The sequence below is a fragment of the Bradyrhizobium yuanmingense genome, assembly GCF_029167105.1.
In the GTDB taxonomy this organism is placed as follows: domain Bacteria; phylum Pseudomonadota; class Alphaproteobacteria; order Rhizobiales; family Xanthobacteraceae; genus Bradyrhizobium; species Bradyrhizobium yuanmingense_A.
Window position 1 is genome coordinate 101,877 of record NZ_JARFML010000002.1, and the last position, 24,799, is coordinate 126,675.

Annotated in this window: 27 protein-coding genes; 9 read left to right on the forward strand and 18 right to left on the reverse strand. The window is 65.1% G+C overall.

Going from position 1 to position 24,799, the window contains the following annotated elements:
• Window positions 1-266 precede the first annotated feature (266 nt).
• Window positions 267-1,175, forward strand: coding sequence for a DUF2189 domain-containing protein (locus tag P0R31_RS03310; RefSeq protein ID WP_275512839.1), 909 nt, complete (start codon window positions 267-269; stop codon window positions 1,173-1,175).
• A 119-nt stretch (window positions 1,176-1,294) separates the two neighbouring features.
• Complete coding sequence (locus P0R31_RS03315) at window positions 1,295-2,119, forward strand: lytic murein transglycosylase (protein WP_275512840.1); 825 nt, start codon at window positions 1,295-1,297, stop codon at window positions 2,117-2,119.
• 71 nt (window positions 2,120-2,190) lie between these two features.
• On the opposite strand, the gene P0R31_RS03320 is transcribed toward P0R31_RS03315, so the two are convergent.
• Window positions 2,191-2,454, reverse strand: coding sequence for a hypothetical protein (locus tag P0R31_RS03320; RefSeq protein ID WP_275512841.1), 264 nt, complete (start codon window positions 2,452-2,454; stop codon window positions 2,191-2,193).
• A 560-nt stretch (window positions 2,455-3,014) separates the two neighbouring features.
• Between P0R31_RS03320 and P0R31_RS03325 the strand changes: the two genes are divergently transcribed.
• From P0R31_RS03325 to P0R31_RS03345, 5 genes are all read left to right on the forward strand, one after another.
• On the forward strand, window positions 3,015-3,167 hold the full coding sequence (locus tag P0R31_RS03325; protein WP_007590701.1) for a DUF1127 domain-containing protein: 153 nt from the start codon (window positions 3,015-3,017) through the stop codon (window positions 3,165-3,167).
• Window positions 3,168-3,294: 127 nt separating this feature from the next.
• A complete protein-coding gene (gene trmFO, locus P0R31_RS03330; protein ID WP_275512842.1) occupies window positions 3,295-4,722 on the forward strand; it encodes a methylenetetrahydrofolate--tRNA-(uracil(54)-C(5))-methyltransferase (FADH(2)-oxidizing) TrmFO in 1,428 nt (475 codons plus the stop codon).
• 7 nt (window positions 4,723-4,729) lie between these two features.
• Window positions 4,730-5,824 carry an AMP-binding enzyme gene (locus P0R31_RS03335; protein WP_275512843.1) on the forward strand — a complete coding sequence of 365 codons (1,095 nt, stop codon included), beginning with the start codon at window positions 4,730-4,732 and terminating at the stop codon, window positions 5,822-5,824.
• A gap of 95 nt (window positions 5,825-5,919) precedes the next feature.
• Complete coding sequence (locus tag P0R31_RS03340) at window positions 5,920-6,471, forward strand: CAP domain-containing protein (RefSeq protein WP_275512844.1); 552 nt, start codon at window positions 5,920-5,922, stop codon at window positions 6,469-6,471.
• Between the two features lie 77 nt (window positions 6,472-6,548).
• Window positions 6,549-7,727: an aminotransferase class V-fold PLP-dependent enzyme gene (locus P0R31_RS03345; protein ID WP_275512845.1), complete on the forward strand. Its 1,179-nt coding sequence runs from the start codon at window positions 6,549-6,551 to the stop codon at window positions 7,725-7,727.
• 7 nt (window positions 7,728-7,734) lie between these two features.
• Here P0R31_RS03345 and P0R31_RS03350 read toward each other — a convergent pair whose 3' ends face one another.
• The 6 genes from P0R31_RS03350 to yajC are packed head-to-tail and all read right to left on the reverse strand — an operon-like array spanning window position 7,735 to window position 13,376.
• A complete protein-coding gene (locus P0R31_RS03350) occupies window positions 7,735-8,976 on the reverse strand; it encodes a threonine ammonia-lyase (RefSeq protein WP_275512846.1) in 1,242 nt (413 codons plus the stop codon).
• Window positions 8,977-9,021: 45 nt separating this feature from the next.
• Complete coding sequence (locus tag P0R31_RS03355; protein ID WP_275512847.1) at window positions 9,022-9,885, reverse strand: phytoene/squalene synthase family protein; 864 nt, start codon at window positions 9,883-9,885, stop codon at window positions 9,022-9,024.
• Window positions 9,882-10,265 carry an Mth938-like domain-containing protein gene (locus P0R31_RS03360; RefSeq protein WP_128261560.1) on the reverse strand — a complete coding sequence of 128 codons (384 nt, stop codon included), beginning with the start codon at window positions 10,263-10,265 and terminating at the stop codon, window positions 9,882-9,884. The genes P0R31_RS03355 and P0R31_RS03360 overlap by 4 nt, the downstream gene beginning before the upstream one ends.
• Before the next feature lie 60 nt (window positions 10,266-10,325).
• On the reverse strand, window positions 10,326-11,345 hold the full coding sequence (secF, locus tag P0R31_RS03365) for a protein translocase subunit SecF (protein ID WP_275512848.1): 1,020 nt from the start codon (window positions 11,343-11,345) through the stop codon (window positions 10,326-10,328).
• A gap of 10 nt (window positions 11,346-11,355) precedes the next feature.
• Complete coding sequence (secD, locus tag P0R31_RS03370; RefSeq protein ID WP_275512849.1) at window positions 11,356-12,960, reverse strand: protein translocase subunit SecD; 1,605 nt, start codon at window positions 12,958-12,960, stop codon at window positions 11,356-11,358.
• A 47-nt stretch (window positions 12,961-13,007) separates the two neighbouring features.
• The gene (gene yajC, locus P0R31_RS03375) at window positions 13,008-13,376 is read right to left on the reverse strand and encodes a preprotein translocase subunit YajC (protein WP_036012751.1); all 369 of its coding nucleotides are present in this window, start codon (window positions 13,374-13,376) and stop codon (window positions 13,008-13,010) included.
• 182 nt (window positions 13,377-13,558) lie between these two features.
• On the opposite strand from yajC, the gene P0R31_RS03380 reads away from it, so the two are divergent.
• On the forward strand, window positions 13,559-14,539 hold the full coding sequence (locus P0R31_RS03380; protein ID WP_275512850.1) for an ATP-binding protein: 981 nt from the start codon (window positions 13,559-13,561) through the stop codon (window positions 14,537-14,539).
• A gap of 155 nt (window positions 14,540-14,694) precedes the next feature.
• Here the strand turns inward: P0R31_RS03380 and P0R31_RS03385 are convergent, their stop codons facing one another.
• The gene (locus P0R31_RS03385) at window positions 14,695-16,080 is read right to left on the reverse strand and encodes a LysM peptidoglycan-binding domain-containing M23 family metallopeptidase (RefSeq protein WP_275512851.1); all 1,386 of its coding nucleotides are present in this window, start codon (window positions 16,078-16,080) and stop codon (window positions 14,695-14,697) included.
• Between the two features lie 109 nt (window positions 16,081-16,189).
• Window positions 16,190-16,840, reverse strand: a complete 651-nt coding sequence (locus P0R31_RS03390; RefSeq protein WP_275512852.1) for a protein-L-isoaspartate(D-aspartate) O-methyltransferase — start codon at window positions 16,838-16,840, stop codon at window positions 16,190-16,192.
• 229 nt (window positions 16,841-17,069) lie between these two features.
• Between P0R31_RS03390 and P0R31_RS03395 the strand changes: the two genes are divergently transcribed.
• Entirely contained in the window at window positions 17,070-17,441 is a 372-nt protein-coding gene (locus P0R31_RS03395; protein ID WP_036044248.1) for a response regulator, read from the forward strand.
• Window positions 17,442-17,444: 3 nt separating this feature from the next.
• Here P0R31_RS03395 and surE read toward each other — a convergent pair whose 3' ends face one another.
• The 9 genes from surE to nagZ form a co-directional block, all read right to left on the reverse strand.
• Window positions 17,445-18,212 carry a 5'/3'-nucleotidase SurE gene (surE, locus tag P0R31_RS03400; RefSeq protein WP_275512853.1) on the reverse strand — a complete coding sequence of 256 codons (768 nt, stop codon included), beginning with the start codon at window positions 18,210-18,212 and terminating at the stop codon, window positions 17,445-17,447.
• A 109-nt stretch (window positions 18,213-18,321) separates the two neighbouring features.
• The gene (locus P0R31_RS03405; protein WP_275512854.1) at window positions 18,322-18,684 is read right to left on the reverse strand and encodes a hypothetical protein; all 363 of its coding nucleotides are present in this window, start codon (window positions 18,682-18,684) and stop codon (window positions 18,322-18,324) included.
• Window positions 18,685-18,803: 119 nt separating this feature from the next.
• Complete coding sequence (serS, locus tag P0R31_RS03410; RefSeq protein WP_275512855.1) at window positions 18,804-20,135, reverse strand: serine--tRNA ligase; 1,332 nt, start codon at window positions 20,133-20,135, stop codon at window positions 18,804-18,806.
• A gap of 197 nt (window positions 20,136-20,332) precedes the next feature.
• Window positions 20,333-21,145 (reverse strand): twin-arginine translocase subunit TatC, encoded by an 813-nt coding sequence (tatC, locus tag P0R31_RS03415; RefSeq protein ID WP_275512856.1) that lies wholly within the window; start codon window positions 21,143-21,145, stop codon window positions 20,333-20,335.
• Window positions 21,142-21,636 carry a Sec-independent protein translocase protein TatB gene (gene tatB, locus P0R31_RS03420; RefSeq protein ID WP_275512857.1) on the reverse strand — a complete coding sequence of 165 codons (495 nt, stop codon included), beginning with the start codon at window positions 21,634-21,636 and terminating at the stop codon, window positions 21,142-21,144. The genes tatC and tatB overlap by 4 nt, the downstream gene beginning before the upstream one ends.
• 91 nt (window positions 21,637-21,727) lie before the next feature.
• Window positions 21,728-21,961, reverse strand: a complete 234-nt coding sequence (locus P0R31_RS03425) for a twin-arginine translocase TatA/TatE family subunit (protein WP_275512858.1) — start codon at window positions 21,959-21,961, stop codon at window positions 21,728-21,730.
• A 165-nt stretch (window positions 21,962-22,126) separates the two neighbouring features.
• Window positions 22,127-22,882, reverse strand: coding sequence for an SMC-Scp complex subunit ScpB (gene scpB, locus P0R31_RS03430; RefSeq protein WP_036012763.1), 756 nt, complete (start codon window positions 22,880-22,882; stop codon window positions 22,127-22,129).
• Between the two features lie 21 nt (window positions 22,883-22,903).
• Window positions 22,904-23,743 (reverse strand): segregation and condensation protein A, encoded by an 840-nt coding sequence (locus P0R31_RS03435; protein ID WP_172783664.1) that lies wholly within the window; start codon window positions 23,741-23,743, stop codon window positions 22,904-22,906.
• A complete protein-coding gene (gene nagZ, locus P0R31_RS03440; RefSeq protein WP_275512859.1) occupies window positions 23,740-24,768 on the reverse strand; it encodes a beta-N-acetylhexosaminidase in 1,029 nt (342 codons plus the stop codon). Before nagZ ends, P0R31_RS03435 begins: the two co-directional genes overlap by 4 nt.
• Window positions 24,769-24,799: the final 31 nt, after the last annotated feature.

Genomic DNA, 24,799 nt, shown 5'->3' on the forward strand with positions numbered 1-24,799 from the left:
GAAGTTCCGCGAGCGGACAGCAGCATCAGCTTATCTGCGGCGAAATGACGACAGAATGACGCCGCATTGATTGCGTCGCGGCATCGAAATTTCACCCAAGCGTGAGGGACAGGACTCGGACTTGGGAGTATGGTTGCCGTTCAGCTCGCGATGCCATCCGGAATTCGCGTCTGGTCGGGATCGCGGGATTTCAAGAGAATGGGCGGCCGCTTGCGCCGTTTGCCGGCGCCGGGTGCAGCTGCTTGGCAAGGGAGCTAGCGACGACCATGGCCACACTCTACCAGGGCAATGTCCCCACGATGGCCCAGCCCACGGATGCGGCTGGACCGGTGATCCGAACCATTCAATTGTCCGATCTGCACGACGCGCTCAGGCGCGGCTGGGAGGATTTCAAGGCCGTTCCGAGCCACGCCATCATCCTCTGCGTGATCTACCCGGTGCTCGGCCTCGTGCTCGCCCGTGTGGTAATGGGCTATTCGGTGCTGCCGCTGCTGTTTCCGCTCGCCGCGGGCTTCGCGCTGATCGGGCCCTTCGCTGCGCTCGGGCTCTACGAGCTTTCCAGCCGGCGCGAGCGCTATGAACCGGCCAGCGCCTGGGATGCCATGGAGGTGCTGCGATCGCCGTCGTTCGGCGCGATGCTCGGCCTCGGTACGTTGCTGTTCGCCCTGTTCGTCACCTGGGTGGCGACCGCGCAGGCGATCTATGTCGCGGCGTTCGGCTACGAGGGCGTCACCGGATTCTCGGACTTCATGATGCGCGTGCTGACAACGCAGCAAGGCTGGTGGCTGATCGTGGTTGGCTGCGGCACCGGATTCCTGTTCGCGCTCGCCGCGCTCTCTCTCAGTGCCGTGTCGTTCCCCTTGATGCTGGACCGCCATGCCGGTGCGTTCGAGGCGATGAGCACCTCGCTGCGCGTGGTGGCGAAAAACCCGGTGCCGATGGCGGCCTGGGGCCTGATCGTGGCGGTGCTGCTCGCGCTCGGCACAATCCCGGCCTTCCTCGGCCTCGCCGTTGTGGTCCCGCTGCTCGGGCACGCTACGTGGCACCTTTACCGCAAGGTGATCGCGTCCGATCCGGGCGCACGTCCGGTCCCGCCTCCGCCGCATCGGCCGCGCAAGCCGGCCGCCGACTTCCCGGCCAACCTTTTCCCGTGGCGGAATCGGACTGACGTCTGACAATCTCGTGACGTGCGGCCCTGGCCGGTTCGGACAGGGCCGCACGCCTTGCTTTGGCCGCGGTTACAGCCGAGATTATGTTGCCGGTCAGGTCAATTCACGGAAATCCATTTCATCTGATGACTCCGACGATTTCTCGTCTTGCTCTCGCAGCCTTGGCCGTCTCCGCGTCCCTTCTCTCAGTCCAGCCAGCGCCCGCCGCGGTTGCCTGCGACTCGGGCAATTTCGACGCTTGGCTGGCTGATTTCAAAACCGACGCTGCGGCGAAGGGGATCTCGCAGCAGACCATCGCTGCCGGACTTGCCGGCGTCACGCTCGACCAGAGCGTGCTCAACCGCGACCGCTCGCAAAAGGTCTTCACCCAGAGCTTCGAGGAGTTCTCCGGCCGCATGGTGCCGCCACGCTTGGAGCGCGGCTCCAATAGGATGAAGCAATACGGCTCGGTGCTGTCGCGCATCGAGCAGGCCTATGGCGTGCCGGGCGAAGTCCTGGTCGCGATCTGGGGCCTGGAGACCGATTTCGGCGTCAACACCGGCAAATTCGCAACCATCCGCTCGCTTGCAACGCTCGCTTACGATTGCCGTCGCTCCGAGCAGTTTCGCGCCGAGCTGTTGGATGCGCTGCGCATCGTCCAGCGCGGCGATCTTGCGCCCGCCGACATGAAAGGCGCCTGGGCCGGGGAGCTCGGCCAGACCCAATTCATGCCGTCATCCTGGATGAAATATGCCATCGACTTCGACGGCAACGGCAAGCGCGATCTTCTGCATAACGTGCCCGACGTGCTCGCCTCCACGGCCAATTATCTGGTCGGCTATGGCTGGCAGAAGGGCAAGGACTGGCAGCCGGGCAGCCCGAACTTTGAGGTGCTCAAGCAGTGGAACAAGAGCGAGGTCTACTCCAAGACCGTGGCCTATTTTGCCGCCCAGCTCGCACGCGCCCCTTAGACTAACTCGTCAAAACGCTTGGGCCGATCGCAAGGCGACCGGCCCTCTTGGGTGAATTTACTTGGGTGCGTTTACTTGCCCATGGTGGCATGCATCGCCTTGTTCAGATGCGCGCCGCACGTACCCATTTTGCCGTTGAGCAGCGAGTCCTGAGCCGCAGCGATCTCTTTCTGCGCGACGAACTTGCTGTCGCCGTCGGCCATGTTCTCGATCGCGGTTTCCGTTTTCTCCAGATTGGCCCCGCTGCAACCGCCCATGGCGTGCTTGGCGGCCTGGGCGGGCGCGATGGCGAATGCAACAGCGGCGACTGCGATGACCCCGAGTAACTTCGTCATGACGTTACTTCCTTCTTGTGATGAGGCAGACCAGCGAAATTGCCGGAATCTGCAGCACGACTTTTCTCAGGGCGCGGCAACTTGCCGCAATCAACTCCTCGCGAGAACTGCGTGATGTTGCACTCGGCACAGAGCAGCATGCAGAAATTCGTTCTTCATTTGCGCCGATGCACAGCATCGGTACCGAACGACTATTGAATGAATCAATGCTCACTTTTAAGATTTTGGATGCATGCGAATCATGCATACGTGCTTTGGGTCTAGGCGCTACCATGCTCGCTAGCGCACTGTGAAAAGCGCCCTATGTTCACGGGTGCATGGCACGTCTAGGATCTTAGCATAAGCCCGTGACTTCACGGTGATTTGTCGTCCACGACCGGACGTATTGCCCGGCGGACGAGCAGGAGCGCTTGTCAGTTAATCGTTGGTTACGATCGATATGCGCACAGCGCTTAGCTGCATCGCAACATCGGAACTTTCGCACTGCACCACTCTCACCTATATTCATTTCAACGATGAGGCCTCAAGCAAAGGCTGAATCGAACTACAGGAGACTACCAATGCTGCTCTCGCTCATCCGCATGATCCAGGCCTTCCGGGACTATCAGCGCAATGTTGCCGAGCTGTCCCAGCTCAGCGATCGCGAATTGGCCGATATCGGCCTCGATCGCTCGGACATCCCGCGCGTTGCCGCCGGCCAGTATCAGGGCTGATATCCTTCAGCCCTTCACTAGAACGGACCGATAGCGCCCGCCTCGTGCGGGCGTTGTCGCATCTGGTGGCAGAAAACTCGATCTCGGCGATTCCACTCTCCGCCGAAAAGCGCTACCTGTCCGCCCCATGACAGGACCCCAATCCAACCTCGTCCACGTGATCGGTGCCGGCCTCGCCGGTTCGGAAGCTGCCTGGCAGATTGCGAAGTCCGGCGTGCCCGTGGTGCTGCACGAGATGCGGCCGACCCGCATGACCGAGGCGCACCGCACCGACGGACTTGCCGAGCTCGTCTGCTCCAACTCGTTCCGCTCGGATGACGCCGCCAACAACGCCGTCGGCCTGCTGCATGCGGAGATGCGCCGCCTCGGCTCGCTGATCATGCGCGCGGCCGACGCCAACCAGGTGCCCGCCGGCGGCGCACTCGCGGTCGATCGTGACGGCTTCTCCGCTGCCGTCACCAAGGCCCTGAACGATCATCCCCTGATCGAGATCGCGCGCGGCGAGGTCGCGGGCCTGCCGCCGGCCGCGTGGAGCAGCGTCATCGTCGCCACCGGCCCCCTCACCTCCGCGCCGCTGGCCGACGCCATCCGCGAGCTGACCGACGAGAACGCCCTCGCCTTCTTCGACGCCATCGCGCCGATCGTGCACCGCGAATCCATCGACATGTCGGTAGCCTGGTTCCAATCGCGCTACGACAAGGTCGGCCCTGGCGGCAACGGTGCCGACTACATCAACTGCCCCATGACCAAGGAGCAGTATGAGGGCTTCGTCGCCGCGCTGATCGCCGGCGAGAAGACCGAGTTCAAGGAATGGGAGACCAACACGCCCTATTTCGACGGCTGCCTGCCGATCGAGGTGATGGCGGAGCGCGGCCCCGAGACGCTGCGCCATGGTCCCATGAAGCCGGTCGGCCTCACCAATCCGCACGATCCCACCACGAAACCCTACGCGATCGTTCAGCTGCGCCAGGACAACAAGCTCGGTACGCTTTACAACATCGTCGGCTTCCAGACCAAGCTGAAGTATGGCGAGCAGCAGCGCATCTTCCGCACCATCCCGGGGCTGGAGAACGCCGAATTCGCCCGCCTCGGCGGCCTGCACCGCAACACCTTCCTGAACTCGCCGAAGCTGCTCGACGGCCAGCTGCGGCTGCGCGCACAGACGCGGCTGCGCTTCGCCGGCCAGATGACGGGCTGCGAAGGCTATGTGGAATCCGCCAGCGTCGGCTTGATCGCGGGTCTCTATGCAGCCGCGGAAGCGCGCGGCGAGACGCTTGTCAGCCCGCCGGCTACGACCGCACTGGGATCGCTGCTCGGTCACATCACCGGCGGCCATATCGAGACCATCGAGCCGGGCACGCGCTCGTTCCAGCCGATGAACATCAATTTCGGCTTGTTTCCACCGCTCACGAGCGTGCCAACGAAGAAGCCCGACGGCACGCGGCTGCGCGGCAACGAGAAGACGGTGGCCAAGAAGCAGGCGCTGAGCGCACGGGCGCTCGCCGATCTCGATCGCTGGATCGCCGATCACCTGCGCATTGCCGCCGCCGCGTGAGTTTGCAATGAGCTTGCCCAAAGACGACGCCGCAGAGCTGTCGGCGCGCTGGACCGAAGGCGTGATGCTCAAGCGCGACGTGTTCTCGACCGTCGAGCGCGGCCGTTTCCGCAGCGAAAGCGGCGAGATCGACGCGGTGCTGCGCCGGCTCGACGAGGTGCCATGGTGGTCGCTCCTGCTGGCACGCCACCTGTTCGCCCGCGAGAAGCAGGCCCTGGTGCGGGCCAAAGGCCTCGACGTCGGCCCCGAGCTGCTGTGGGCCGGGCGCCGCGCCCTGGTGCGCGGCTTCGTCGACGGCGTGGCGCTGCATCTGGCAAAGCCGCATGGCGATCTCGCCTATTTCCGCTCCGCCAAGGCCGCACTGCGCCGGCTGCGCCGCGCCGGCATCTGCCACAACGATCTCGCCAAGGAGCAGAACTGGCTGGTCGGCCGCGACGGCCGCGCCTATGTCACCGACTTCCAGCTCGCCGCGTGTTTCAAGCGCCGCGGCCGGCTCTATCGCATCCTCGCCTATGAAGACCTCCGGCATCTGCTCAAGCACAAGCGCTCTTACGCGCCCGAGGCGCTGACGCCGCGAGAGCTAAAGATCCTGGCGAGGAAGTCGTTCGCCGCGAGCCTGTGGCTCGCCACCGGCAAGAAGGTCTATCGCGCCATCACCCGCGGCCTGTTCAACTTCACCGACCGCGAGGGCGGCGGCCGTCGGCTCGTCAACGACGCGCCGGTGCTGGCCGAGCTGATCCGGCGGAATCCCGCCGTGCGCGACGCCGCCATCGTCGCCTTTGCCGACCGTCGCTCCGGCGTCGGGCTTTACGCCTTCGTCGAAGCCGATCAGGCCGCGCTCGAGGGCCAGCTCCGCAGCGAGCTTGCCGCCGCCAAGGGACCGAAGCCGCCGGAGCACATCCAGGTCGTGCACGCCCTGCCACGCAACACCAGCGGCAAGCCGCGCATCGAGGTCCTGCAACTGGTCGCCATGAACCAGCTCGACCTGATCGAGCCGATGATGAAGAACGAGCAGGATCGCGCCTTCCTCAAGGATATCCTGGAGCAGCGCAAGAACCTGCGCGACCGCTTCAATTTCGAGGCGAAGCTCCCGACGAGCTAGCGCGGAATCCGCGCCTTGAAGCCTCCACAATGGCGATCGAGAAGCGCTTGGATCACGCAGGGTTGGCAGAGATCATGGGCGCTCGGGGGACGATGATGCATCGTATGGTTGGCGGAACCATCGCCGGCCTTGTGCTGCTGGCAGGGGCGCCTGCGCTGGCCGACTCACCGGTGGAGCTGATCTCCAGCTTCCGTCTCAAGCATGGTGAGGCCCGCGTCGTCCGCGACGCCACCCTCGATCGCATCGCCATGGATCAGGCCCGCGCGATGGCGGCGAAGGACGACCTCAGCCACGACGCACTCGGCCCGTTCAACCGCCGTGTCGCACCGGCCGGCGCGGGCCGCGCCGCCGAGAATATCGCCTACGGCTACGACAGTTTCGAGAAGACGCTGGGCCAGTGGATCGATTCCTCCGGGCACCGCAAGAACCTGTTGCTTCGCAACGCCTCCCGCGTCGGGATTGCCAGCGCGAAGAATGCGAGTGGAAAGCGCACCTATTGGGCCATGGTGATCGCCGGCGACTACGAGAAGGGCAAAGGCAAGAAAAAGGACAAGGAGCCCGTCGTTGCCGTGAAGCGCGAGCCCGCGCCCGCAAGCAAGCCGAAGTCCAGCAATTGTCACGTCAAGCTGCTCGGCCTCTGCATCTGAGGCGCGCCAGCCTATCTTGCTCGCGCTCGGCAACGCGCCTAATTCATGGACGACATCGCAAGACGCGGAGGGCGTGAGTGATCGACCTCGACCGGATACGTGCCGACACGCCAGCCACCAGCCGGCTCGCCTATCTCCACAACGCCGGCGCGGCGCTGATGCCGACCCCCGTTGTCGCTGCAATGAAGCAGCATATCGACCTCGAAAGCGAGATCGGAGGCTATGCCGCCGCTGACCGCGAAGCCCAGCGGTTAGATGCGGTCTATGGCTCGGTCGCGCGCCTGCTGAATGCCGCACCCGACGAGATCGCGCTCGTGGAGAACGCGACGGTTGCCTGGCAGATGGCATTCTATTCGCTTCCGTTTCGCAAGGGCGACCGCATCCTGACCGCCGAGGCTGAGTACGCCGCCAATTATGTTGCGTTTCTTCAGGTCGCGAAACGAACCGGCGCGACCATCGAGGTCGTGCCGAGCGATCCCACCGGCGAGCTCGACGTGCACGCGCTGGAGCGTATGATCGACCGACGCGTGAAGCTGATCGCCATCACCTGGGTCCCCACCAATGGCGGGCTAGTCAATCCCGCCGCGGCCATCGGCAGGATTGCGCGGGCACACGGCATCCCCTATCTGCTCGATGCCTGCCAGGCGGTCGGCCAGATGGAGGTCGACGTCGAGGCCATCGGCTGCGACATGCTGTCGGCCACGGGACGAAAATTCCTGCGGGGGCCGCGCGGTACCGGCTTTCTCTATGTGCGCGGGGCGCTGCTGCAGCAGCTCGAGCCACCGATGATCGACCATTTTGCAGCGCCCTGGGTCTCGCGCGATGAATATCGGCTCCGCGACGATGCCCGCCGCTTCGAGACATGGGAGAATAATTACGCCGCCCGGCTTGGGCTCGGCGCTGCCGTCGACTATGCGCTCGACATCGGCATGGATGCCATCGAGGAGCGCTGCCGGCTGCTCGCGGGCCGCCTTCGCAGCGGCCTCGCTTCCATTCGCGGCATCACCATTCACGACCTTGGCCGCACGCCTGGCGCCATCGTCAGCTTCACTTTGGATGGATTTGAAGCGGAGGCCATTGTCAGCAGCGCGGCGGCGGCGGGCATCACGATCGGCGCTTCAGATCCGTCGAGCACCCGTATCGATGCCGAGATCCGCGCGCTGCCCCATCTCGTGCGGGCTTCTCCGCATTACTACAACACCGAAGCCGAGATCGACCGGCTGATCGACCACGTCGCGGATTTGGCATCACGTTAGCGGGCGCTCAGGTGCAGCGCGCGCTCAATCCGGACGCACTGAGCGTGGCCATGACCTCGTCGAGATGCGCGGCATCGCGAGTCTCGATGACGAGCTGCAGAAGCGTCGCCTTGGCCGGCAGGTCGGAGAAGGTCCGCTGGTGCGAGACCTCGATGATGTTCGCACCCGCCTCGGCCAGCAGTGCCGCTACCGCGGCGAGCTGCCCCGGCCTGTCGGGGATATCGAGCGACAATTGCGTCAGCCGCCCCTCGCGCGCCAGCTCGCGGGTGAGCACGGAGGCGATCAGCCGCGTGTCGATATTGCCTCCACTCAGCACGAGGCCGACCTTCTCGCCGGCAAAGCGGGACGGATCGGACATCAGCGCGGCGAGGCCGGCGGCACCGGCGCCCTCGACGACGGTCTTCTCGATCGAGATCAGGGTCGCGACTGCGCGCTCGAGCTCGGCTTCGTTGACGAGCGCAATATCGTCGACGAGGCGCCGAACGATTTCGGTGGTGATCTTGCCCGGTGATTTCACCGCGATGCCCTCGGCGAGCGTATCGCCGCGCGCCGGCAGATTGCCGTCGTGAATGGCGTTGTACATCGAGGGATAGAGCCAGGCCTCGACGCCCAGTATCCTGAGCGACGGCTTGATCGACTTCGCGGCAATGGCAATCCCGCTGATCAGACCGCCGCCGCCGATCGGGACGACCAGCGTGTCGAGCTCCGGGACCGCCTTCAGCACTTCCAGCCCGATCGTGCCCTGCCCGGCGATGACGAGCGGATCGTCGTAAGGATGGACGAAGACCATGCCGTGCGCTTCACCGTGGCTGCGCGCAAAGGCGGCCGCCTCCTCCAGCGTCGCGCCCGTGACCACCACCTCGGCGCCGTGATGCCGGGTGTTCTCGACCTTCACCATGGGCGTGCCGATCGGCATCACGATGGTGGCGGGAATGCCGAGCCGCTTGGCGTGGTAGGCAACGCCTTGCGCGTGGTTGCCCGCGGACATCGCGATCACGCCCCGCGCGCGCTCTTCCGGCGTCAGCGCGGTGAGCCGGTTGAGCGCGCCGCGCTCCTTGAACGAGGAGGTGAACTGCAGATTCTCGAATTTGAGCCAGATGTCGCAGCCGCAGATGCTGCTCAGCGTCCGGCTATGGCTACAAGGCGTCTCGACGACGGCGCCTTGGATGGTCTTGGCGGCGGCGTGAATGTCTTCAGGGGCGACCGGAAGGCCGCTGAGATCGAACGAACTTTGGGACATGTCAGCCATAGGACAGCATAGAGCATTTGGGCGGGCCAGGCGATAAGCCGGCGTCTATTTGGTAAATTCACGCGATCGCGAGGCGCGCCACAGCGTCCAGAGCGTGCGCAACCGCGAGGTCGGCTGCAACCCAAACGGATTGCGTCCCGGGCGCGACAGGCGCTCGAGATCGGCCTGCGCCTGGCGCAGCGGCAGAAACGCCGGCCGCAACGGCGGCGCCAGCTGCGCCAGCAGCGATGAAGCCGCAGTCATATGCTGCCGGGCTTCACCCGCGAGCTGCTCAAGCGCCGCATGGAGATTGGGTGTCTCCTTGCCGGCAAAGACATCTTCCATGCTGCAACCGTGCTTCTCCAGCACCTGCTGCGGCACGAACAATTGCCGGCGCGCGGCATCGCGCGGCAGATTGACGATGACCTGCACAATACCCTGCGCCAGCCCGGCATGGCGGGCGACATGCTCGGCCGCCTCCGAAGGCGGTCCCAACACTTGCGCTGCCAGGGCGAACAGCGCCGATGAGGTCGCCGCGAGGTAACCTTCCAGCGCGGCCATGGTCGGCATCGGGTCGTTGTAGAGATCGAATTGATGCTCCTCGGCAAGCAGCGACAGCGGCTCGACCGGCAGCTCGAAATCGCGGATCGCGCGAAGCAGCTCGGCCGCCACCGGATTGCCTTCGGCGCTGCCATGGACGTGGCCCGACAGCATGTCGGTCCACCATTGCAGGCGGATCTCGCCGGGCAAGGGCTGGCTCACCTGATCGCGGACGCGAACGATCTCGACGTTGAAGGCATAGATCGCCAGTAACGCGCGGCGCTCGGCGGCCGGCGCGAACAGGGTCGCGGCGTAGCGCGGAAAGTCATGACTGCGCACGAGATCGGCGCAAAAAACAAAGGAGTCGGGAGGCGGCGCCGGGTTGCTCATGGCACGGCGATCAGCGCGGCGGCAACCCGCCGCCGTTCGCCGATCATGATGTTGTAGGTGCGCACGGCCGGGCCGGTCTGCATCGTGTCCAGTACCACCCTCACCGCCTTGAGCGCCTGACGCAGCTCCGGCGGCGGCAGCCACAGCCCCGTTCCAGTGCCGACCAGGAGCGTGTCGATGCTGTTGGCCGCCGTGAACACCCGATCCAGCGAGTAGCGGTCGATCTTCGCGGGATCGATCACGTCCCAAGCCCAGATCGCGTCGGGCAGGCAGAGCAGCGAGCCGCGATGGGACATGCCGGCAAAGGCGAAGCCGCCCTTGCCATAGGCGTCGATCGGCGCCGAGCGCGGGAAATGCGGAGCGTTGGGATCGCCGGCCATGAGCCTCGTCCGAATGGGCTTACTGCCCTCGCAAACGCCTGCAAGGGCTTGAGGTTCGGATCATGCCTTGCTTTTCTTCGCCGGCGTCGCCGTATCGGGCGCGTCTTCGCGGTGCTCGCCGACGCCGAGATAGATCAGGATCGGCGCTGCAATGAAGATCGAGGTGTAGGTGCCGACCAGCACCACGCCGAACATCATCACCGCGGTGAAGCTGTGGATAGCATGGCCGCCGAACAAGAGCAGCGCGAGCAGCGCGAGCGTCACCGTGACGTGAGTGATGATCGAGCGCGACAGCGTCGAGTTGATGGATTCGTTGAGCAGCTGGGGCATCGGCATCTTCTTGTAGCGACGCAGCATTTCCCGGATGCGGTCGTAGATGACGACGGTGTCGTTGAGCGAGTAGCCGAGAATGGTCAGAAGCGCGGCGATGCTGGTCAGATCGAAATCGACCTGGCTGATCGACATGAAGCCGATGGTCAGCACGATGTCGTGCACGTTGGCGATCATGGCGCCCAGCGCGAACTGCCATTCGAACCGGAACCAGAGATAGATCAGGATCCCAACGATCGCCAGCATCAGGCCGAGCATGCCGTAGGCCAGGAGCTCGCCCGCGACGCGCGGACCGAGCACTTCGGAGCGCTGAATGTCGACGCTGTCACCAAGCGCCCCGCGAAGCTTCTGCAGGGCTGCCTGCTGGGCGGCGTCGCCGCCCGGCTGCTCCGCAACACGGATCAGGACGTTCTCGGGACCGCCGAACTGCTGCAGCTGGACCTCGCCGAGGCCCAGGCCGTCGAGCGAGGCACGCATCGCCGCGATGTCGGCGGTGCCGGACTTCGCCTTCACCTCCAGCAACGTGCCGCCCTTGAAGTCGATACCGAGGTTCAGGCCGTGGGTGAAGAACAGCACGATCGCGACGATCGACAGCGCCGCCGAGATCGGAAAGCTGATGCGACGGAAACGCGTGAAGTCGAAATGCGTATCGTCGGGGACGATGCGCAGCGACGGCAACAGGCCGAGGGCCGAGACCACGGTGAGGATGGCAATGAGGACGCCGAGCCCGATGAGAACGGTGTGAGTCACGATCAGGCTCCTAGATCGGCACGCTCTGCGGCCGCTTCCACCGCACCCACCAGGCGACGATCAGCCGGGTCAGGGTGAAGGCGGTGAACACCGTGGTGATGATGCCGATGCCGAGCGTCACGGCAAAGCCGCGCACCGGACCGGTGCCGATGTAGAACAGCACCGCGGCGGCAATGAAAGTGGTGATGTTGGAATCGAGGATGGTGGCGAGCGCCCGCTTGAATCCGGCGTCGATCGCCGAGATCGCGTTGCGACCGCCGCGCAGCTCCTCGCGGATGCGCTCGTAGATCAGCACGTTGGAATCGACGGCGATGCCGACGGTGAGCACAATGCCGGCGATGCCGGGCAGCGTCAGCGTGGCATTGAGCAGCGACAGCAGGCCGAAGATCATGGCGACGTTGATGGCCACCGCGATATTGGCGAACACGCCGAACAGCCGGTAGGTCACGAGCATGAAGATGATGACGAGGATCGAACCGACATAGGCCGCAAGCTCGCCCTTCTCGATCGAGTCCTGGCCGAGGCCGGGACCGACGGTGCGCTCCTCGACCACCGTGAGCGGCGCCGGCAGCGCGCCGGCGCGCAGGAGAATTGCGAGGTCGTTGGCCGATTGCACGGTGAAATTGCCGGAGATCTGGCCCTGGCCGCCGGTGATGGGCTCGCGGATGACCGGTGCCGAGATCACCTTGTTGTCGAGCACGATCGCGAAAGGCAGTCCGACGTTCTCGGTCGTGGCCTGCGAGAACTTGCGGGCGCCCGAAGTGTTGAACTTGAAGCTGACGACCGGCTCGCCGGTGCGCTGGTCGAAAGTCGCCTGGGCGTCGGTCAGATCGCCGCCGGCAACCAGCACCTGCTTCTTGATCACGTAGGGCGTGGGCGGCGGCGAGGCGCTCATGAGCAGCTCGGATTCCGGCGGCAACCTGCCCGCTTGCGCCTGATCCGGCGGCACGGAGCTGTCGACCATGCGGAATTCCATCTTCGCGGTCTTGCCCAGCAGCTCCTTCAGGCGGGTCGGATCCTGCAGGCCCGGGACCTGCACCAGGATGCGGTCGTTACCCTGGCGCTGGATCACGGGCTCGACGGTACCGAGCTCGTTGACACGGCGCTCGACGATCTGAATCGACTGCTCGATGGTCTTTCGCAGGCGATCGAGTATCGCCGGCTGCGGAACGCTCAGGCGGATCACACCGCCGCCGGCATCAGTCACCTCGAGGTCGCGCTGACCGCTGGAGCCCATCAATCCGCCGAGTGGCTGGGACAGCTCGCGCAGCTTGGCGAGCGCCGGCTGCACGTCGGTTTCCTTGGTGATGCGAACCTCGACCGCGTCATTGCGCACGGTGACGCCGCCGGTGAAGCCGATCTTGGCGTCGCGCAACGTCCGGCGAACCTCGTCGCGGATCTGATCGAGCCGTTCCTTCTTCACGTAGTTGGAATCGACCTCGAGCAGCAGATAGGAGCCGCCCTGGAGGTCGAGGCCGAGCACGAGGCGGCGCTGCGCCCAGGCGGGCCAGCTCTTGACTTGCGCCTCGGGGAAGAAGTTGGGGACCGCGCAGAGGCACACGATCAGCGCCGTCAGGATAATCCCCAGCGCCTTCCACCGCGTGAAATACAACATCGACTGGACCTGTCAGATCAGGAGACTTGAGACTCGCGGGGAAGCTCTCACTTCGCCGCGGTGTCGTCCTTGGCGCTCTCTTTTGCGCTTTCCTTGGCCGGCTCGCCCTTGGCGCGCACGCCCGAGATCATCTGGCGCATCTGCCGCACGCGCACGCCGTCGGAAATCTCGAACTCGATCTGGTCGTCGTCGACCACCTTGGTGACCTTGCCGACGAGGCCTCCCGAGGTCACGATGGTGTCGCCGCGGCGGATATTCTTCACGAGCTCGGCGTGGTCGCGGACCTTCTTCTGCTGCGGGCGCAGAATCAGGAAGTACATGATCACGAAGATCAGGGCGAACGGCAGCAGCGACATCAACATGCTGTTGGTGTCGCCAGCGGCCGCGGCCTGGGCATACGCAGGGGTAATCAGCATTCGGACGATCCTCGTGAGAACGGGGGACAGCCGGTCAGGCCCTCAAAGGCGACCGGTTCGGTCAAATTCGCGCGGACTATAGCGGCCATTGCCCCAATTGCAACGCTGCCAGACCGCCCTTTTGGGCCACCTTGCGGCGGCCCGTGAGGCCCGATAAGGCTGCGTTCTCAGGAACTTCGGACATGCCCAAAAACCATAGCAAAAGCCCGGCCGGCAAAGGCCCCCGCATCCCTGCCAACAAGCCCAGCCGCGTCGCGGCAAAACGCCCCACGGCGGCGGTCACCAAGGCAGGCCCGGACCTCGCGCAGGAGCGCATCGTCCGCGCCCTGGAGACCATTGCGGCGCAGCTTTCCGCGCAGGCCAAGCCGGCGGTCGAGGCCGAGTCGTTCAAGCGGGCGGATGCCTATGTCTGGCATCCCGACGGACGCCTCTCGGCGGTGCCGCGCGTGAGCCGAGTCGAGCTGTTCCTGCTCAAGGGCGTCGACCGGATGCGCGACATCCTGATGGAGAACACCGAGCGCTTCGCCAACGGCCTGCCGGCCAACAACGCTCTGCTCTGGGGCGCACGCGGCATGGGCAAGTCGTCACTGGTGAAGGCGGCGCATGCCAGCATCAACGCGGAGCGCAAACCGGCCGACAAGCTCAAGCTGATCGAGATCCACCGTGAGGACATCGAGAGCCTGCCGGCCCTGATGGAGCAGCTACGGGCCTCCTCCTTCCGTTTCATCGTGTTCTGCGACGACCTCTCCTTCGACGGCAACGACGCCTCCTACAAGTCGCTCAAGGCGGTGCTCGAAGGCGGCATCGAGGGCCGGCCCGAGAACGTCGTCCTCTACGCCACCTCCAACCGGCGCCATCTGCTGGCGCGCGAGATGATCGAGAACGAACGCTCGACCGCGATCAATCCGGGCGAAGCGGTCGAGGAGAAGGTCTCCCTGTCGGATCGTTTCGGACTCTGGCTCGGCTTTCACCGCTGCAGCCAGGACGAATACCTCGCCATGGTGCGGGGCTATTGCAGCCATTTCGGCATCAGGATCGACGACGAGGCGCTGGAGCGCGAGGCACTCGAATGGTCCACGACGCGCGGCTCGCGCTCTGGCCGCGTCGCCTGGCAGTTCGTGCAGGAGCTGGCGGGACGGCTGGGCGTGAAGCTGACGGCGTAGTAGCGAAAGCGATCTCGCGCCCCCACTGTCATTCCCCGCGAAAGCGGGGAATCCAGTACGCCGCGGCCTATCGGCTCACAATAACTATCTCTGGAATACTGGGTCGCCCGGTCAAGCCGGGCGACGACACCCTTCGTGCTGAGGTTACTTGCGCCTCACGCCCCGTTGAGGAATTGAAGCGGGTCAACCGGGCTCGATCCCTTGCGGATCTCGAAGTGGAGCTGCGGCGACGCCACCTCCCCGGATTGACCCGACTTGGCAATGACCTGGCCGCGCTTGATGGTATCGCCGCGCTTCACCAACAGCTCACTCGCATGGGCATATGCGGTGACGTAGCCGTTGGAGTGCCGAACCAGAACCAGATTGCCGTAACCCTTCAGCTCGTTGCCGGAATAGGCGACGACGCCATCTTCGGCCGCCTTGACCGGCGTCCCCTCGGGCACCGCCAGATTGATGCCGTCATTCGACTTGCCATTGGTCTTGGCACCGTAGCTCGTGACCACCTTGCCGCGGACGGGCCAGCGGAAGGTCGGCAGCGCGCCGGTGGCCTCCGCAGCCTTCGCCGGCGTCTCGGCAGCCTTCTCTTCCACATTGCTCGTGGCCTGGGCGAGCCGCGCGCTCTGCACGGGCGCGGCGGCAGCGGCCACCTTGGTCGCGGGTGCCGGAGCCGCCGCAACGGGCTGGAGCGTTCCGGCCACCGGTGCAGCCGCGACCGGAGCCGCAGCAACTGGCGCCGCAACGGCAGCGGTCTTGGCGCCGGGCACGGTCAGCTTGGTGCCGAGCTTCAGCTTCGCCGACGGATCGATGCCGTTGGCACGGGCGAGCTCTGCCGCCGAGATGCGGCTCTTGCGCGCGATGCTGGCGAGCGTGTCGCCGCGGTTGACGAAGTGCGTGCTCGGCGGTGCCGCGACGGCAGCAACCGGCTTCGCCGCAGGCGCTGCCGCGACCGGGGCCATCGCGGGCGCCGGTGCAGCTGCGGTCGCCGCAGACGGAATGATCAACTGCTGGCCGGGCGAGAGCGCCCGCGGACCCTTGTAGCCGTTGGCGGCAAGGATCGCCTGCGGCGTGACGTGATAGCGCTTGGCGAGCACGTCGAGCGTGTCGCTGGTGCCGACGATGATCTTGGTTCCGCCGGCCGGCTGGGCGGCCGCGACCGACCGCGGAGGGACGGTGGCCGTGGTCTCCAGGTGCGGTTGCGCCGGAGGCGCATATGAGCTGACGCCGCGTCCGCCACCGGACACGCCGCCGCCGGAGGCAACGGGATAGGACTGCGGGGTAGATACCGCGGGCGGAGGCAAAGCCTGCGACTGGTAGTAACCGGGCTGCGTCTGCGGCCGCGCATATTGCGGCAGCTCACGCTGCGGCGGCGGTGCCTGCTGCACCGAACCGGTCTGCTCGGAGGCGAAAGGATTGGAGAAGTTGGTCTGGGACAGCCGCGACGACATGTCGGCGCTGCACCCTGCAAAGCTGAAGGAAATCAGCGCCAGCACCGCGACCTGCGGCACGCGGCGCGAGTAAAGCAACTCGGCGACAGCGGACATGGTTACTCACTCGTACGCAACAGAACTGGTGTTTTAAGTAAACACGCGCCGAGTAAATAACGGCTTAACCCTCGCAATAAGATGTTGGCGGCACTGCCGATCCGGGATTCTACAGCTCCCGCGCCACGCCGGGCAGTGCCGGCACGAAGCGGACCTCGACGAGTTCCTTGCGCTCGATTCCGGTTTCGCTGCGGGCCAGGCGGGTCAGCGTCTGCACGCCCTGATGCGGGCCGACCGGGGCAATCAGGATGCCCCCGACCTCAAGCCGCTCGACCAGGTTCTCCGGTATCTGCTCCACCGCCGCGGTGACGATGATGCGGTCAAACGGGCCGATGTTGGGAGGCAGATTGAGACCGTCAGCGAGCATCACCTCGACATTGTGACAATCGAGCTTCTCAAGCCGGGCGCGTGCCGTGTCGGCGAGCTTGCGATAGCGCTCGACAGTCAGCACCTGGCCGGCCAGCCGCGACAGCACGGCGGCCTGGTAGCCGGAGCCGGTGCCGATTTCGAGCACCCGGTGCTGCTTCTGGAGCTGGAGCTGCTCGGTCATGTAGGCGACGACGAAGGGCTGGCTGATGGTCTGCCCGCAGTCGATCGGCAGCGCGCTGTCACGATAGGCGCCCTCGCGATCGGCCTCGTCGACGAAAAGCTCGCGCGGCACCTCTTCCATGGTTCGGAGCACGGCCTGATCGCTGATGCCCCGACGCCTCAACGTGAGCTGAAACATCATCTTTTCCGGCGGGTGCTGGTGGGACGTCATTGCTGGTATCGCTCGTCTCGTTAGGCGGATCGCCGCATTGCACCGCAAGAACCCGAGACGAGAATCTTGTTCCGGCTCAGGAACTCATGATATCCTTTCGGCGCAGCATTTGACCACAGCAAGGCCTTCAAAGCGCTAAGCCATTTGCGAGGTTTGCGTTCGCCGAAACGCGCATTGCGTCGCCTATCGTTATCTGCGAACGTTTACGAGAATGGGCAAGGACTCAACCATGACTGCGACAGGGCTTTCGGGCCGCTCTGTTTTCCTCGTCGAGGACGAGGTCATGATCAGAATGATGGTCGCAGACATGCTGGAGGAGCTTGGCTACAAGGTTGCCGCCGAAGCGGGCGACATCAATGAGGCCATGCGGCTTGCGCAATCCACCGAGTTCGATCTCGCCATTCTCGACGTCAACGTCAACGGCAAGGTCATCTCGCCGGTCGCCGATGTCATCATGGCCAAGGGCTGCCCGTTCATCTTCGCCACTGGTTACGGCTCCTCCGGCCTGCCCGAGCAATATCGCGACCGGCCGGCGCTCCAGAAGCCGTTTCAGCTCGACGCGCTCGGCAAGACCATCGAAGCCGCGCTTCGCGGCAGCTAACCCTTATTTCAGAGTGACGCCAAGCTGCTCCGAAAACGCCTCGTCGGTGCGGTCGAGCCTGAGCGGGGTGACCGAGACGTAGCGCTCGCGCAGCGCCGCGAGATCGGTGCCGTCGGCGGGCGTGTCGAGCATCGCGGTGCGTTCGAAGCCGATCCAGAAATAGGGATTGCCGCGGCCGTCCCGGCGCTCGTCGATCCTGAGGAAGCCGAGATTGCGCTTGCCTTGCCGCGTGACGCGGATGCCCAGCACATCCTCCGGCGCGCAGGACGGGAAGTTGATGTTGATGACGGTGTCCTTCGGAACGCCGGCGGCGATCACCTTGCGCAGGATATCCGGCCCGAATTTGCGGGCCGTATCCCACGGCGGACGTTCGCGGGTCTCGACGCTGAACTCCTGCGACAATGCGAATGACGGCAACCCCAGGATGGTGCCTTCCAATGCGCCGGCAATGGTGCCGGAATAGACCACGTCCTCGGCGACGTTGCGGCCCTTGTTGACGCCGGACAGCACGACATCGGGCAGCTTGGCACCCAGGATATGGCGCGCGCCCATGATGACGCAGTCGGTCGGCGTGCCGCGCACGGCGAAGTGCCGCGGGCCGACCTCGCGCAGTCGCAAGGGATCGTTCAGCGACAGCGAATGCGACACGCCGGACTGGTCGAGCTCGGGCGCCACCACCCAGACATCGTCCGACAAAGCGCGCGCGATCTCCTCCACGACCTTGAGGCCGGGAGCGTGGATTCCGTCGTCATTGGTGCAGAGAATGCGCATGCGGAAGGTTCGATTCCTGAAAGCGGGTCTGAGCCGTCTTATCCGGCCAGCGCCGATCAGGCAAACCGGACGATTGCGGTCCGGCGGCTGGTTCCCTGGGCTGGTCCCGCTAGCGGCGAACGCGCCATTGCGGCAGGAAGCGCGCAAGCCGGCCTTCTGCACGCAGTTGCATCGCCGGCACGACCGGGTTCACGACGGAAGCCTCGATGACGCCGAGCGCCTTCAGCTGCGCGACGAACGGATCGGACGTCGGCTCCTGCGGAAAGCGTTCGCGTGCCACGCTCAGCGCCATGTCGAAATCCGCAGCATTGACCCCGGGCTTGGCCCGCCGGCTCTGCACGAGATCATTGTCCCAGAGCCGCGCGATCTCGATGTCGAGAACGCCGCGGAGGCGCTGATCGATGGCCTGGATCCCGGCGCCCGTCACCGCCCATTGTCTTCCGACCCAGAAGATGTCGCGGTGCAAGGCCATGAACGGAGGGTTCGCGTGGACGGGCCGGCAGGATAGCCGGCCGCCCGATCTTCGCAACGCGATTCTCGTCATGCCGTGTTTTCGGACGCGTACCGGTGCCCACTTCGCGGGAAAACGCTTTAGTCGCGCGCGATCACCTTCAGCCCGCCCATATAGGGCTGGAGCACGTCCGGGACCGCGATCGAGCCATCCTCCTGCTGATAGGTCTCCATCACCGCGATCAGCGCGCGGCCGACGGCAGTGCCGGAGCCGTTCAGCGTGTGCACGAAGCGGGGCTTGCCGTCGGGCCCGCGCGAGCGCGCATCCATGCGCCGTGCCTGGAAGTCGCCGCAGACCGAGCAGCTCGAGATCTCGCGGAACGCCCCGCCCTCGCCCTGCCCCGGCATCCAGACTTCGATGTCGTAGGTTTTTTGCGCCGAGAAGCCCATATCCCCTGCGCAGAGCGTCATCACACGGTAATGCAGGTCGAGCTTCTGCAGCACCTGCTCGGCGCAGGACAGCATCCGCTCCAGCTCGTCCTTGCTCACGTCCGGCGTCGTGATCGAGACCAGCTCGACCTTGGTGAACTGGTGCTGGCGGATCATGCCGCGGGTGTCGCGCCCCGCCGCCCCCGCCTCGGCGCGGAAGCATGGCGTCAGCGCGGTCAGCCGCATCGGCAATTGCTTCTCATCGAGGATGGATTCGCGGACGAGATTGGTGAGCGACACTTCGGCGGTGGGGATCAGACCGAGGCGCTCGGTCTTCAGCCGCTCATGGTCCGGCGAGGCGAGCAGCTCGCCCTTGATCGCCCAGAACTGATCGTCCTCGAATTTCGGCAATTGTCCGGTGCCGAACATCACCTCGTTGCGCACCAAGAGCGGCGGATTGATCTCGGTGTAGCCGTGCTCGGTAGTGTGCAGATCGAGCATGAACTGGCCGATGGCACGCTCGAGCCGCGCCAGCCCCTTCTTCAGCACGACGAAACGCGCGCCGGAGAGCTTTGCCGCCGTTTCGAAATCCATGTAGCCGAGCGCGGTGCCGAGATCGTCATGCAGCTTCGGCGCAAAGCCATAATTGCGCTTGTTGCCGAACACGTGGTGCTGCACGTTGCCGTGCTCGTCGACGCCGTCGGGCACGTCCTCGAACGGAATGTTCGGGATCGCGGCCAGCTCCTTGATCAGCTCATCGTCGGCGGCTTTCGTCGCCGCTTCGAGCTCCGGCATCGTGGTCTTGAGCTCGGCGACCTCGGCCATCAGCTTGGCCGCGCGCGCCTCGTCCTTGGCCTTCTTGGCATCGCCGATTTCCTTCGAGGCTGCATTGCGCCGCGCCTGCGCCTGCTCGGAGGCCAGGATCGCCGCACGCCGCTTCTCGTCGATCGCCAGCAGCGATGCCGACATCGGCTTCAAACCGCGCCGTGCGAGGCCGGCGTCGAAGGCTTGCGGATTGTCGCGGATCGATTTGATGTCGTGCATGGCTGTGGTCCTAAGGAAGCGCGTAGACAGTCAACATCTTATGTTGACAATCTACATCAGTGCTTCCCCTAGCACTCTGTCATCGCCCGCGAAAGCGGGCGATCCAGTATTCAAGAGACGTCAGTGTTTCCCCCAAGGGCCGCGGCGTACTGGATTCCCCGCTTTCGCGGAGAATGACACCGGTGGGCTTGGTCGCCCTACTCCGCCGGATTGGCCGGCGTCGACACGTCGGTGCCGGTGGCTTGCGACGAAGCCGCCGCCTTCCTCTCCACTATCCCAACCGCGATGATCGAGCCCTCGTACAGCGCCATCAGCGGAAACGCGAGGGAGCACTGGCTGAGCACGTCGGGCGGCGTCAGCACGGCTGCGATCACGAAGGCCATGACGATGAAATAGCGGCGCTTCTCGCGCAGCATCTTCGAGCTGACGATGCCGATCCGCCCGAGCAGCGTCAGGATCACCGGCAGCTGGAAGGCGATGCCGAAGGCGAAGATCAGCGACATCATCAGCGACAGATATTCGCCGACCTTGGGCAGCAGCTGGATCTGCGCGGTCTCGTCGCCGCCGGCCTGCTGCATGCCGAGCGAGAAGCGCACCAGCATCGGCAGCACGACGAAATAGACCAGCGCCGCGCCCAGCACGAAGAAGAACGGCGTCGCGACCAGATACGGCAGGAACGCCTGCTTCTCGTGCTTGTAGAGCCCGGGCGCGACGAACTTGTAGATCTGCGTCGCCACGATCGGGAACGAGATGAAGCCGGCGCCGAACAGCGCGAGCTTGAGCTGGGTGATGAAATATTCGAGCAGCGCCGTGTAGATGAACTTCGAGTTCTCGGGACCCGCGATCCACACGAACGGCCAGACAAGCACGTTGTAGATCTGCTTGGCGAAAAAGAAGCAGAAGATGAAGGCCAGGCCAAAGCCGAGCAGCGCCTTGATCAGCCGCGAGCGCAGCTCGATCAAATGGTCCATCAGCGGCGCTTTGCTGGCCTCGATATCGGCGTCGGTCATGACGCTTTGGCGTCCTTGATCGCTTCGGATGGCGCGGTGTCCTGCGCAACCTTCGCCTGTTCGACTTCACGGGTGATCGCGAGCGGCTCGTTCGCCGCCGCATGCGCTTCGGCTTCCATGAAGGTCGAAGGCGTCGGGTTCTCCGGTGTCGTGGGCGTGACGGGCGGATCGACGGCAGTGGCGGCCGGCGTCTCGGCCGGCTTGTCCAGCGCATCGATGCGAAGCGCGTCGCTGACGTCCTTCTGGAGCGAAGTCATCGGATTGAAACCCGTGGCGGCTTCCTTGACCTCGTCGAAGCTTTTCTTGAGGTCGGCCATCTCGGCCTCGCGCATCGCTTCCTGGAACTGGCCCTGGAATTCGGCGGCCATCTTGCGGGCCTTGCTCATCCATTGCCCGACCATGCGCAGCACGCCCGGCAGCTCTTTCGGGCCGATGGCGATCAGGGCCACGACCCCGATGAGGACCAGTTCACTCCACCCGATGTCGAACATGAGGTCTTCCGTTCACGCAAAGCCGGAGCCGGCCCAATCCCTCGCGCGCAGGATCGGGGCCGCTACCCGCGTCTCGCGTGCTGCTTCCGGCTCAGACGGCCTTGCTGCCGACGTCGGACCGCGTCGCGGTCGGCGCGCCATTGTGCTCGATCGACTTGGCCGGCTCGGGCTTCTCGGCGGGCTTGTCCTCGTCCTGCATGCCCTTCTTGAACGCCTTGATGCCCTGCGCCACGTCGCCCATCAGATCCGAAATCTTGCCGCGGCCGAACAGCAGCAGGACCACTGCGATCACCAAGATCCAGTGCCAAATGCTGAGTGAACCCATCCTGCAACCCTCCAAACGCGCATGGCCGGGGACCCGGCCGATCTTCACCGAAACCTAGGCTTGGCAGGCCTCAAAAACAAGGACCAAGGCAGCGCCAATTCGCTGTCGGCGCTACGCAATCTTGCTAGTGTTAACTGGTCGCAGGGGCCGTAATTCGCCGGTACGTCAGTCCTCGGCGCCGCCTTCGCTGCCACCCTCATTGCCGCCTTCTGGCGGGCTCTCGGGCTCGACCGCAGGCGCAAGGGCGAGATCGAGGTCATCGCCCGGTTCCAGCGGATCCTCGTCCTCCCGCAGGGCCGGATCATCCGACGGCGTCGGCACGCTGAACCCGGTGGGCAGGCGCGAATCCAACAGGCCGGTGCCCTTCAACTCTTCCAGGCCCGGCAGGTCGCCAAGCTGTTCCAGAGTGAATTGCGACAGGAACTCCTCGGTGGTTCCGAAGGTCAGGGGCCGGCCCGGCGTCTTGCGTCGGCCGCGCGGCTTGATCCAGCCGGTCTCCAGCAGCACGTCGAGCGTGCCCTTCGACGTGACGACGCCGCGGATCTCCTCGATCTCGGCCCGCGTCACCGGCTGGTGATAGGCGATGATCGCGAGCACCTCGATTGCGGCCCGCGACAGGCGGCGGGTCTCGGTGCTCTCCCGCGTCATCAGCCAGGCCAGATCGCCGGCGGTGCGGAACGTCCATTTGTTGGCGACGCGAACGAGATTGACGCCGCGCGAGGCATAATCGGCCTGCAACTGCTCGAGCGCAGCCTTGACGTCGACGCCTTCGGGCATGCGCTTGGCCAGCGTCGCGGTGTCCAGCGGTTCATTCGAGGCGAACAGCAGCGCCTCCAGCAGCCGCAATTCCTCGGGACGCGCCTGGGATTCGTTCTCCATCGGCTCGGCCTCTTCTACCCGCACTTCAGCCAGGCTTGCCATGGCAGATTCTCCTTCTTGCACTTAAGCGACCGGCGCATCAGGCGCAGGAGCTGCGTCCGGGACCGGTTTTGGGCGCCCCTTCCGGAAATAGATCGGCGCAAACGCTTCCTTCTGATTCAGCTCCAGCTGACCTTCGCGCACCAATTCGAGCGCGGCGGCAAAGCTCGAGGCGAATACCGTTGCGCGCTGCGTCGGATCGGCGACATGCCGGATCAGGAAGTCGTCGAGAACACCCCAATCGTCCTGCTCGGTGATGCTGCCGACCAGCCGCTCCAGCGTGGCGCGTGCTTCGGCGAGCGACCACACCGTGCGCTTGGCCAGATGCACGCTCGCCAGCACGCGCGACTGGCGTTGCGCGGCATAGGCGGTGAGCAAATCATAGAGCGTGGCCGTGTATTTCGGGTGCTTGATCTCGGCGATGTGCTCGGGCTCGCCACGCGGGAAGATGTCGCGCTGCAATTGCGGCCTGTTCATCAGCCGGTTGGCGGCTTCGCGAATGGCTTCCAGGCGGCGCAAGCGGTTGGCGAGCGCCGTCGCCATCTGCTCGGCGCTCGGGCCTTCCGCGCTCGGCGGCTCCGGCAGCAGCAGGCGCGACTTCAGGAAGGCAAGCCATGCGGCCATCACCAGATAGTCCGCGGCGAGCTCCAGCCGGATCTTTCGCGCGGCTTCGATGAAATGCAGGTACTGGTCGGCGAGCGCGAGGATCGAAATCTTGGCGAGGTCGACCTTCTGCTGCCGCGCCAGCGCGAGCAACAAATCGAGCGGGCCCTCATAGCCCTCGACGTCCACCACCAACGCCGGCTCACCCTCGGCGAGCTCTGCGGGCCGCCCGGTTTCGAACGATAGGATTTCTGCAGTCATGCCGATGCCGTATTTGCCCGTGCGATCAATGCATCCAGTTCGGCGCGTGCGGCCACGCGGTCGAACGGCTGCGGCGGCTTGCGTGCGGCGAGCGCGGCGCTCGCCCGCTCCAGCGCCGTACCGGCCAATTCAGGTGTCTCGCCGGCGACGTCGCGCATCTCCTCGATGTTGCCGTTGCAATGCAGGGCCACGTCGCAGCCGGCCGCGAAGATCGCGCGAGTCCGCTCGGCGATATTCCCCGACAGCGCGTTCATCGACACGTCATCACTCATTAACAAACCCTGGAACCCGATTGCGCCGCGAATCACGTCAGCAATCATTGTCGCAGATGTCGTCGCCGGATGGGCGGGGTCGAAGGCGCTAAACACAACATGTGCAGTCATGGCCATCGGCAGGTCCGACAGCGGCTTGAAGGCCGCGAAATCGGTCCGCTCCAGCTCGTCCCGCGGCGTGTCGACGGTCGGCAGCTTGAAATGGGTATCGGCGGTGGCGCGGCCATGCCCGGGAATATGCTTGAGCACCGGCAGCACACCGCCCTGCTCCAGGCCCTCGGTGACCGCGCGGGCGATCGCGGCGACCTTGCCCGGCTCGGTGCCATAGGCCCGGTTGCCGATGACCGCATCGGCGCCCGGCACCGGCACGTCCGCCAAGGGCAGGCAATCCACGGTAATGCCGAGATCGGCAAGATCGGCTGCGATCAGGCGGGCACTGAGGCGCGCCGCGGTGAGCCCGAGGGCCGAATCAGTGTCGTACAAATTCGCGAATACGGCCCCCGGCGGATAAACCGGCCAGTGCGGCGGCCCCAGCCGCTGCACCCGTCCCCCCTCCTGGTCGATCAGGACAGGCGCGTCAGGAGCATTCGCGACCGAGCGCAATTCCGCAACCAAAGCAGCAACTTGCGCCGGTGTTGCCACATTGCGCTTGAACAGGATGAAGCCCCATGGGTGCTGGGCACGGATAAACTCCCGCTCGGCGGCGGTCAGTTCCGTTCCGGATACGCCGGTAATGAAGGCCCGCGTGCTCATAACGGCCGATTAACCCTGCCCCGCGAGGGGG

What these genes read in the sequence shown, in the direction of transcription:
- P0R31_RS03310 (WP_275512839.1), top strand. Translation starts at nt 267, where the DNA reads ATGGCCACACTCTACCAGGGCAATGTCCCCACGATGGCCCAGCCCACG.
- P0R31_RS03315 (WP_275512840.1), top strand. Translation starts at nt 1,295, where the DNA reads ATGACTCCGACGATTTCTCGTCTTGCTCTCGCAGCCTTGGCCGTCTCC.
- P0R31_RS03320 (WP_275512841.1), bottom strand. Translation starts at nt 2,454, where the DNA reads ATGACGAAGTTACTCGGGGTCATCGCAGTCGCCGCTGTTGCATTCGCC.
- P0R31_RS03325 (WP_007590701.1), top strand. Translation starts at nt 3,015, where the DNA reads ATGCTGCTCTCGCTCATCCGCATGATCCAGGCCTTCCGGGACTATCAG.
- trmFO (WP_275512842.1), top strand. Translation starts at nt 3,295, where the DNA reads ATGACAGGACCCCAATCCAACCTCGTCCACGTGATCGGTGCCGGCCTC.
- P0R31_RS03335 (WP_275512843.1), top strand. Translation starts at nt 4,730, where the DNA reads ATGAGCTTGCCCAAAGACGACGCCGCAGAGCTGTCGGCGCGCTGGACC.
- P0R31_RS03340 (WP_275512844.1), top strand. Translation starts at nt 5,920, where the DNA reads ATGCATCGTATGGTTGGCGGAACCATCGCCGGCCTTGTGCTGCTGGCA.
- P0R31_RS03350 (WP_275512846.1), bottom strand. Translation starts at nt 8,976, where the DNA reads ATGGCTGACATGTCCCAAAGTTCGTTCGATCTCAGCGGCCTTCCGGTC.
- P0R31_RS03355 (WP_275512847.1), bottom strand. Translation starts at nt 9,885, where the DNA reads ATGAGCAACCCGGCGCCGCCTCCCGACTCCTTTGTTTTTTGCGCCGAT.
- P0R31_RS03360 (WP_128261560.1), bottom strand. Translation starts at nt 10,265, where the DNA reads ATGGCCGGCGATCCCAACGCTCCGCATTTCCCGCGCTCGGCGCCGATC.
- secD (WP_275512849.1), bottom strand. Translation starts at nt 12,960, where the DNA reads ATGTTGTATTTCACGCGGTGGAAGGCGCTGGGGATTATCCTGACGGCG.
- yajC (WP_036012751.1), bottom strand. Translation starts at nt 13,376, where the DNA reads ATGCTGATTACCCCTGCGTATGCCCAGGCCGCGGCCGCTGGCGACACC.
- P0R31_RS03380 (WP_275512850.1), top strand. Translation starts at nt 13,559, where the DNA reads ATGCCCAAAAACCATAGCAAAAGCCCGGCCGGCAAAGGCCCCCGCATC.
- P0R31_RS03385 (WP_275512851.1), bottom strand. Translation starts at nt 16,080, where the DNA reads ATGTCCGCTGTCGCCGAGTTGCTTTACTCGCGCCGCGTGCCGCAGGTC.
- P0R31_RS03390 (WP_275512852.1), bottom strand. Translation starts at nt 16,840, where the DNA reads ATGACGTCCCACCAGCACCCGCCGGAAAAGATGATGTTTCAGCTCACG.
- P0R31_RS03395 (WP_036044248.1), top strand. Translation starts at nt 17,070, where the DNA reads ATGACTGCGACAGGGCTTTCGGGCCGCTCTGTTTTCCTCGTCGAGGAC.
- surE (WP_275512853.1), bottom strand. Translation starts at nt 18,212, where the DNA reads ATGCGCATTCTCTGCACCAATGACGACGGAATCCACGCTCCCGGCCTC.
- P0R31_RS03405 (WP_275512854.1), bottom strand. Translation starts at nt 18,684, where the DNA reads ATGGCCTTGCACCGCGACATCTTCTGGGTCGGAAGACAATGGGCGGTG.
- serS (WP_275512855.1), bottom strand. Translation starts at nt 20,135, where the DNA reads ATGCACGACATCAAATCGATCCGCGACAATCCGCAAGCCTTCGACGCC.
- tatC (WP_275512856.1), bottom strand. Translation starts at nt 21,145, where the DNA reads ATGACCGACGCCGATATCGAGGCCAGCAAAGCGCCGCTGATGGACCAT.
- tatB (WP_275512857.1), bottom strand. Translation starts at nt 21,636, where the DNA reads ATGTTCGACATCGGGTGGAGTGAACTGGTCCTCATCGGGGTCGTGGCC.
- P0R31_RS03425 (WP_275512858.1), bottom strand. Translation starts at nt 21,961, where the DNA reads ATGGGTTCACTCAGCATTTGGCACTGGATCTTGGTGATCGCAGTGGTC.
- scpB (WP_036012763.1), bottom strand. Translation starts at nt 22,882, where the DNA reads ATGGCAAGCCTGGCTGAAGTGCGGGTAGAAGAGGCCGAGCCGATGGAG.
- P0R31_RS03435 (WP_172783664.1), bottom strand. Translation starts at nt 23,743, where the DNA reads ATGACTGCAGAAATCCTATCGTTCGAAACCGGGCGGCCCGCAGAGCTC.
- nagZ (WP_275512859.1), bottom strand. Translation starts at nt 24,768, where the DNA reads ATGAGCACGCGGGCCTTCATTACCGGCGTATCCGGAACGGAACTGACC.